Source organism: Xanthomonas sp. SHU 308 (assembly GCF_000364645.1).
Lineage (GTDB): Bacteria > Pseudomonadota > Gammaproteobacteria > Xanthomonadales > Xanthomonadaceae > Xanthomonas_A > Xanthomonas_A sontii.
In genome coordinates, this window is record NZ_AQOK01000153.1 from 1 (window position 1) to 7,369 (window position 7,369).

Genomic DNA, 7,369 nt, shown 5'->3' on the forward strand with positions numbered 1-7,369 from the left:
GCCGTGGCAGGCGCAGCGGATCGACCACAACGTGCTGGCGTCTTTGCGCGCGCGCTGCTCCAGCGTGTCGAAATCCAGCTGCATCACCTGGGCGATGTCGCGCCCGACCAGCGGGGAACGGTCGGGCTTGCCGAGCTGTTCCAGCGTGGCCTCGTTGACCGCGAGCACGCGGCCATCGCTGTCCACCGCGATCAACGCTTCGTGCAGCAGCCCGGCGAACTCCGGGCGGCTGTGGAAGCGCAGGATCCAGGCATGCCGGTACTGTTCCAGGAAGTATGCGCGGGCGATCTGCGCTGCCGACATGCGCACCAGCGCGCCGGTATGGCGCTGCACCAGCTTGGTGTCGCGCGGGTCGGGCGTGGAGGCGTCCAGCACCGCCAGCAGATGGCCTTGCGGATCCAGGATCGGCGCGCCGCTGCAGGACAACGGCAGGTGCCGCTCCAGGTAGTGTTCGCCGCGGTGCACGCTCAGCGCACTGCCCTCCACCGCACAGGTGCCGATGCCGTTGGTGCCCTGGTAGCGTTCGGCCCAACTGGCGCCACAGAACAGCCCGGTCTCGCGGAACGCACGCAGCAGCGCCGGATCCTGCACGCTGTGCAGGACCGTGGCCTCGGTGTCGGCGAACACCACCGCGTAGCTGCCGCCGGCGATCTGTTCGTAGAGATTTTCCATCTCCACCTTGGCGATGCGCAGCAGCGCCTCCAGCCGCTGCTGGCGCTCGCGCAACTCACCGTCGTCATGGACCATCGGCGAGGGGTGGGTGTCCGGGGCCAGGCCGTACTCGTCGAGGCAGCGCCGCCACGAGCGTGCCAGCACCGGCGGCAGGGACTCGATCTGGCGGAAATGGCGCATGCGCGCCAGCGGCGCACAGTCGGCCTCGGCGGCGGATGCTGCGACGGCCTTGGCTTGCGCGAGGCTGGCGACAGTCGACTCGGACATGGGCGCGCTCTCGTCCCCCCAGGGGGCCCCTGGCGCAAGTGACGCACAAACCAGGCCTGGGCTCAACCCGCAGTGCAGCAAAGCGATGGCGTTGCCCGCCGTCGATCCCCCGGTCGCGCTGGGAGCCTCGCTCCATCATGACTGTCGGTGGGCGTGCAGGACACGCCGCGCTCCGGCAGCACCCTGTCGTAGTGCATCCGCATCCACCGTCGCGCGGGGGGAACGGCGACGGGGCGAATCGAATCGAGTGCCGCACCGCACCGCCTGCTACGCAGACGGCGCGATGCGCGCTGCCGCATGCGCCCGGCCGAAGTCGGGTTATGCCAGTGCCGGGCCGTTGCGGCTCGGTGCGTCCCGCTCGCGCGCCAATTCCTGCTGTTGCGTGAGTTGCCGTTCGCGGTCGATCGCCTGGTTCGCGGCCTGCAGTCGCTGGTTGGACTGCTCCACCGGAGTGGCGAGCGCCACTTGCACATCCACGCTGGCGCGCTTTTGCGCCGGGTCGCGCTGTTCACCTTCGACCACCACCAGATGGCCCTTCTCGGTGAGCGCCACGCGATCGGCCCGTTCCAGTGCGTTCGACGCCAGCGGCGCGTTGCCGGGGCCGCCATTGTCCCGGCAAGCGGCCAGCGCAGCACGGCTCAGGCGTTCGCTGGCCGCATCGTACGGTTTGCCCAGATCCTGGTCGATCCTTCTGACGCCCTCGCGGATCTGCTCGAGCAGCGCATGATTCCGGTGGCTGGCGTCGTTCGGGCCGGGCGCCGACGCCGGAGCGCGATCCGGCGCAGGCGTTTGCGGTTGCTGCTGCTCGCTGCGTTCGCGCAACTGCGCCGGGGTCGGTACGTGCAGCAGCGTTTCGCTCTTGCCGTCCTTGCGCAGTTGAAGATCCACGCTCTGATCGGCATTGCCGACGCGCTTGACCTCGTCGCGCTGCACCGCGCTCCACTTGCCGCCGACGAAGGCGGTACCGTGACCGTTCCCATCGAAGACGACCACATCGTTGTCCGCGCCGAACAGGCTCGACGACTGCGCGACCGTCTTGCCGTTCCGGCCTTTGAGGTTGTAGCCGAACGCACTGTCCTGGTCGAGGGCGCCGATCAGTTTTGGCGACTGGCCGTTCTGCAGGAACAGGGTCTTGGTCGCGTTGTACTGATGCAGCGCATCCGCGTGCGCGGTATCGCCCTTCAGGTCGACCGGGCTGCGCAATGGGTCGGCGGAAACCGCCGCAAAAGCATCATGCAGGGGATTCCCGGGCTGCGCCGCACGGAGCTTGTTGAATACCTCGGTACCTGCGAGCGCGTGGTGGACGCCGCTCTCGATGTAGTCGGGCACCACCTCGCCTTTCTTGTTGGCCTTGTTCGGCAGCAGCGCGTCGACCTTGTTCACCACGTCCTCGACGCTGCCGAGGCTGCCGTCGTTGATGCCCTTGAGGATCTTCGGATACTGACTCTTGCCGGCCTGGTTCTCCAGCTTCATCAGCACGGTGGCGTACTTGGCCTGGTCGTCCAGGCTCGCGTTCTTGTACAACTCCGTCTGGCGCAATTGGTGCAGCGCGCCGCCATGGTCCTTCTTGCCGTCGCCTTCGCGCATCAGATGGTCGATCTGCGTGCGGTCGCGATCGTGCACGAATTGCACGCCTGCATCGGAGGCCAGGAAGGTATTGAGGTTCTTGAGCACGGTTGCATCGGGTGCGCGGCCGTTGTCTGCGCGGATGGCATCGCCATTGCGCTGCAGATCGGAGATCGTCTGTGTTCTTTGGTTTTCCGACAGCGCCAGGCTCGGAGTCTGCCGGGCGGCCCATGTCTGGTAGGCATCCACCAGCGTCGGGACGACATCCGGATGTGCGCCCAGGTCGGTCTGCAGCGTGCCGATGCTGAAGCCGCTGTTGGCCACCGGCTTGAGCGTGTTGCCCTCGATCGATCCGGCGAACGACAGGTGATAGGCCACATTCTTGGAGCCCAGGCTGCCTTCCGAGGCCACGCCGATGGCGAAGTAGCCCAAGGTCTTGAGTTGCGCGTCGGTGAGTTGCGGCGTTGCCGCGGTGGGGGCGGTGTTTGGATCGGACATGTCGCTGTTCCCCGATGGTGTGTCGTGCCTGTAGACGCTTGCGTTCGCGTTAGCCTCTGCCTGCTCCGCAGAGCTTGAGGTTGGTGCGTGCGGCGCGGATCACGCGGAGGTAATCGTCGACGAGGGCGGGCGTCATGCCCTCGCTGATGGCGTCGTCGCTGCGCTTGGCGTCGTCCTGGTAGGGCGCCAGTGTCTGCCGGCATCCGGCATCGTCGCCGAGTTTATGCTGGGTCAGCGCGTAGTCGTTGCGGATGGCGCCGGCGTCGCTGAAGCTGAGGGCCGCCACGCAGTCGCGATAGAGCGGCGCGAGCGCCGCTTCGGCACCCGCATAGTCCTTGCGATCGTAGGATGCCTGGAAGGCCTTGCGCGTTCGTTGCATGGCTTCGGGCGTGCAGGTCGCAGCCTGTTTCAGATAGTCGCCTGCGAAGCTGCCGTTGCCGCCGCAGTACTCCCGGCACGCGCTCTCGGCGCCGGCCGTGGCGGACACCGCCACGCCGTCTGCCTTGGGTGCGAACTGCAGCGTGCAGGTGCCGTCGTCGACCGTGGCCTGGGTCCCGTGCAGCGTGCCGCTGAAGCTGCAACCGGCATCGACATTCTGCGTTTCGAGGGTGAAGCGTGCATCGGGCTGCACGGTCAGCTGGCCCCAGCCGGGCTGGGTGGCATAGTGGCCGGGGGGCACTTGCGCGGCCGCCGCATCGTGCGTCGCAGCAGGCGCCGTCGGGCCGTTCGCGGCAGGCGCGGGGGCGGTCGGGGGCACGGAGGGAGTCGCGCTCGCGGGTGCCTGGGCGGCGTTGCCGCAGGCGCACAGGGTCGCCGCGCAGCACAGAGAGAGCAGCAGTCCACGCGGGATCGGTGCGGCGGCCAGGATCCTGGCGGTCCAGCGAGGCGCGGTGTCCATCCGATCATTCCATCGACGCGGGCGGCCGAGTCTAGCCCCGCCCGGATCGGCGCCGCAAGCCTGGATGCCGCGTCGCAATCGGTCGTGGAACGGCGGCCCGCCGGGTAGGCGTCCGGCAAGCGCGATGGCCGGGCGTCGACGCTGCCGTTCCGCCGGTACTGCCCTAGCCTTACAACGCGTAACCGAACTGCTGCTTGAACTGGTCGTTGAATTCGTCGAAGTCGAAGCGCTGGTTCTGCGTGCCCGGGTGCTCGACCTTCAGGGCGCCCATCAGGTTGCCCATGCGGCCGATGGTCAGCCAGTCGCAGCCGCGCTGGATGCCGAAGATCAGGCCGGCGCGGAAGGCGTCGCCGCAGCCGGTGGGGTCGACCACGCGGCGCTCGTGCGCCGGCGGGATGTCGTAGGTCTTCTCGGGGGTGTGGACCAGGGCGCCCTTGGGGCCCTGGGTGGTGATGTAGGCCTGCACGCGCGAGACGATGTCCTTCTCGTTCCAGCCTGTGCGCTCCTGCAGCAGGTTGGACTCGTAGTCGTTGACCACCACGTAGTCGGCCTGCTCGATGAACTGGCGCAGCTCCGGGCCGTTGAACAGCGGCATGGCCTGGCCGGGGTCGAAGATGAACGGCACGCCGCCGGCGCTGAACTCCTCGGCGTTCTGGATCATGCCCTCGCGCCCGTCCGGGCCGACCAGGCCCAGGGTCACGCCCGGCACGTCCTTCACGTGGTTCTCGTAGCTGCGCATCATCGCGCCCGGATGGAACGCGGTGATCTGGTTGTTGTCGTGGTCGGTGGTGATGAACGCCTGCGGGGTGAACAGCTCCTCGATCACCTTGACCCGCGACAGGTCGATGCCCAGCGCCTGGAAATGCTCGCGGTACGGGCCGAAGTCCTGGCCCACGGTGCCCATCGGGATCGGGTGGCCGCCCAGCAGGTGCAGGTTGTAGGCGATGTTGCCGGCGCAGCCGCCGAACTCGCGGCGCATCCGCGGCACCAGGAACGACACGTTCAGGATGTGCACCTTGTCCGGCAGGATGTGGTTCTTGAACTGGTCCGGGAACACCATGATGGTGTCGTAAGCGAGAGAACCACAGATCAGTGCAGACATCGGGCAGGCCTTGGCGGAGGAATGAGCCCGCATTCAGGCGGGCGAGGGGCGGGGTCGCCGCGGCGCAAAGGGTAACGGCTGCGGCCCGGCAGGGCCAGAACCACGATCCATCGCGGTCCCGCCGATACCACGCAACGCGTGGTTTTAGCGAGAATTTTCCTTGCCCGCACCCAGGCGGGTTGCTAGGCTAGCGGACTTCGTTTTCTGCCCATTTTTTCGCCACTCTGGCGACGGCGCGCGCCCCAGGACCCAATCCCCCGATGTTCAAGAAACTCCGCGGCATGTTCTCCAACGACCTGTCCATCGATCTGGGCACGGCCAACACCCTCATCTACGTGCGTGGCCAGGGCATCGTGCTGAACGAACCGTCGGTGGTCGCGGTGCGCCAGGACCGGGCGATCGGCGGCACCCGCTCGGTCGCCGCGGTCGGCGCCGAGGCCAAGCAGATGCTCGGCCGTACCCCGGGCCACATCACCACCATCCGCCCGATGAAGGACGGCGTCATCGCCGACTTCACCTACACCGAGGCGATGCTGAAGCACTTCATCAAGAAGGTGCACAAGTCGCGCTTCCTGCGTCCCAGCCCGCGCGTGCTGGTCTGCGTGCCGGCCGGCTCCACCCAGGTCGAGCGCCGCGCGATCAAGGAATCGGCCGAGGAGGCCGGCGCCCGCGACGTGTACCTGATCGAGGAACCGATGGCCGCGGCGATCGGCGCCGGCATGCCGGTCACCGAGGCGCGCGGCTCGATGGTCATCGACATCGGCGGCGGCACCACCGAGGTCGCGGTCATTTCGCTGAACGGTATCGTCTATTCGCAGTCGGTGCGCATCGGCGGCGACCGCTTCGACGAGTCGATCACCAACTATGTGCGCCGCAACCACGGCATGCTGATCGGCGAGGCCACGGCCGAGCGGATCAAGCTGGAGATCGGCTGCGCCTACCCGCAGGCGGTGGTGCAGGAGATGGAGATCTCCGGCCGCAACCTCGCCGAGGGCGTGCCGAAGATGATCAAGATCAACTCCAACGAAGTGCTGGAAGCGCTGCATGAGCCGCTGTCGGGCATCGTCTCGGCGGTCAAGCTGGCGCTGGAGCAGACCCCGCCGGAACTGTGCGCCGACGTCGCCGAGCGCGGCATCGTGCTGACCGGCGGCGGTGCGTTGCTGCGCGACCTGGACCGGCTGATCTCCGAGGAAACCGGCCTGCACGTGCAGGTCGCCGACGATCCGCTGACCTGCGTGGCCCGCGGCGGCGGCCGTGCGCTGGAACTGGTGGACATGCACGGCAACGAGTTCTTCGCGCCGGAGTGAATGTGAGGCCGGGAATGGGGAGTCGGGAATGGGGAATAGAATGGCCCCTCCGCCTCCGCACTGCCGGCTCCCTCTCCACTCGCCTGCCTGCGCCCCGGCCCGATCGCGCCGGGAGCGCGCCGTTGTTGTTCGATTCCCCACTCCCTATTCCCCATTCCCGGCTTTAGCCCGTGCCTCCTTACGCCGGTCCTCCCGTCACCGCCCGCCCTGGCGAATCCGCCAGCACGCCGCGCCTGCTGGCCTACCTGGCGTTGGCGCTGGTGCTGATCGTGCTCGACGCGCAGGCCGACTGGCTGGCCCGCCTGCGCAGCCAGGCCACGGTGCTGGTGCAGCCGATCTGGGCGCTCGCCGGCCTGCCAGGACGGCTGGGGTCGCAGGTGCAGGAGAACGCGGCCAGCCACGCGCAGCTGGTCAAGGAAAACCGCGCATTGCGCAACGAACTGCTGATCGCCAAGGCGCGCCTGACCCGGCTGCAGACCGCGGCGCTGGACAACGCGCAGCTGCGCGAACTGCTGGGCGTGGCCGAGCGCCGCGGCCTGGACGTGCAACTGGCGCCGATCCTGGACATCGACCTGGACCCGACCCGGCAGCGCCTGGTGCTCGATGCCGGCAGCCGCGACGGCGTGCACGTCGGCCAGGCGGTGATCGACGCCGGCGGCCTGATGGGCCAGGTGATCGCTGTGACCCCGCTGCACTCCACCGTGCTGCTGCTGACCGACCCCGACCACGCGGTGCCGGTGACGGTGGCGCGCAACGGCGTACGCCTGATCGTCTACGGCCGCGGCGGCAGCCTGGAACTGCGCGACATCCCGCTCAGCGCCGGCGTCGAGGTGGGCGACGAGATCGTCACCTCCGGCCTGGGCGGCCGCTTCCCGGCCGGCTTCCCAGTCGGCACCATCTCCGCCCTGCGCCCGGACGACACCCACGCCTTCCTGGTCGGCGAACTGAAGCCGGCGGCGAAGCTGGACCGCGGGCGGGATGTGTTGTTGTTGAAGAGCCGGGAATGGGGAATCGGGAATCGGGAATTGGCGACGCCTGCCGCAGCGGCAGGGGCAGCGG

5 protein-coding genes and 1 pseudogene are annotated in these 7,369 nt (G+C 68.4%); 2 read left to right on the forward strand and 4 right to left on the reverse strand.

All coding sequences use genetic code 11. From position 1 onward, the window contains the following. The 4 genes and pseudogenes from D588_RS24155 to D588_RS0106420 form a co-directional block, all read right to left on the reverse strand. Nucleotides 1-939 (reverse strand): annotated as a pseudogene (locus D588_RS24155) (GAF domain-containing protein); the annotation flags it as partial. A gap of 318 nt (nucleotides 940-1,257) precedes the next feature. Next, nucleotides 1,258-3,003, reverse strand: a complete 1,746-nt coding sequence (locus D588_RS0106410) for an XVIPCD domain-containing protein (protein WP_017915398.1) — start codon at nucleotides 3,001-3,003, stop codon at nucleotides 1,258-1,260. Between the two features lie 49 nt (nucleotides 3,004-3,052). After that, nucleotides 3,053-3,523 (reverse strand): hypothetical protein, encoded by a 471-nt coding sequence (locus D588_RS0106415; protein ID WP_345775583.1) that lies wholly within the window; start codon nucleotides 3,521-3,523, stop codon nucleotides 3,053-3,055. A gap of 547 nt (nucleotides 3,524-4,070) precedes the next feature. Then, entirely contained in the window at nucleotides 4,071-5,003 is a 933-nt protein-coding gene (locus D588_RS0106420; protein ID WP_017911561.1) for a carbohydrate kinase family protein, read from the reverse strand. Between the two features lie 260 nt (nucleotides 5,004-5,263). Between D588_RS0106420 and D588_RS0106425 the strand changes: the two genes are divergently transcribed. Both D588_RS0106425 and mreC read left to right on the forward strand, forming a co-directional pair. Then, the gene (locus tag D588_RS0106425) at nucleotides 5,264-6,310 is read left to right on the forward strand and encodes a rod shape-determining protein (protein WP_010343692.1); all 1,047 of its coding nucleotides are present in this window, start codon (nucleotides 5,264-5,266) and stop codon (nucleotides 6,308-6,310) included. A gap of 170 nt (nucleotides 6,311-6,480) precedes the next feature. Then, nucleotides 6,481-7,369, forward strand: an 889-nt coding sequence (gene mreC, locus D588_RS0106430) for a rod shape-determining protein MreC (RefSeq protein ID WP_017915400.1), incomplete at its 3' end; no start/stop codon positions are given.

Excerpts from the sequence above, each read along its gene's own strand:
- D588_RS0106420 (WP_017911561.1), bottom strand. The coding sequence starts at position 5,003 with ATGTCTGCACTGATCTGTGGTTCTCTCGCTTACGACACCATCATGGTG.
- D588_RS0106425 (WP_010343692.1), top strand. The coding sequence starts at position 5,264 with ATGTTCAAGAAACTCCGCGGCATGTTCTCCAACGACCTGTCCATCGAT.
- D588_RS0106410 (WP_017915398.1), bottom strand. The coding sequence starts at position 3,003 with ATGTCCGATCCAAACACCGCCCCCACCGCGGCAACGCCGCAACTCACC.